This window comes from Streptomyces sp. DH12, assembly GCF_020873895.1.
GTDB lineage: Bacteria > Actinomycetota > Actinomycetes > Streptomycetales > Streptomycetaceae > Streptomyces.
The window spans coordinates 1-475 of record NZ_JAHWGT010000879.1 but is presented as its reverse complement, the minus strand read 5'-3'; the positions used below and the strand labels follow the sequence as shown (position 1 = coordinate 475).

Here is a 475-nt window from a genome sequence, read left to right as displayed (position 1 = left end):
CCCCGCACGGGCGCACCGGCCCCCGCGACGGCCCGCGTGAGGGCCCCCGGGACGCCTGGCGTGCCGCCTCCTACGGCGACGACTGGCTGGCCCGCCGCCCCGGACGCGACGGCGCCTGGCTGGGCCGGGGCGCGCTGTCCTTCCTCGCCGAGGCGTCCGACCTGCTCGCCGGGCAGCTGGACGAGGACCTGGTCGCCTCGCTCACCGGCCAGCTGATCGTGCCGCGGCTCGCCGACTGGTGCGCGGTCTGGCTGGAGGACGAGGCCACCGCGCCCGGCGGCCGGCCCGGCGCGGGCGGCCGCCTCGCCCGCGTCTGGCACGCCGGCGAGCACCTCGTCGAGGAGCTGAGCCGGGCGCTGGAGGCCTGCCCGCCGCCGCAGTCCGACGACCCGCTCGGCACCGGACCCGTGCCGTATCCGTGGCCCCGGGCCACTGCCGCGGGGGGCGCGGACCCGCACACGCCGGACTCACCCGG

General features: G+C 81.1%; 1 pseudogene. It reads left to right on the top strand.

What is annotated here, in order from left to right:
* Window positions 1–475, top strand: a pseudogene (locus LPA54_RS37575) (protein phosphatase); the annotation flags it as partial.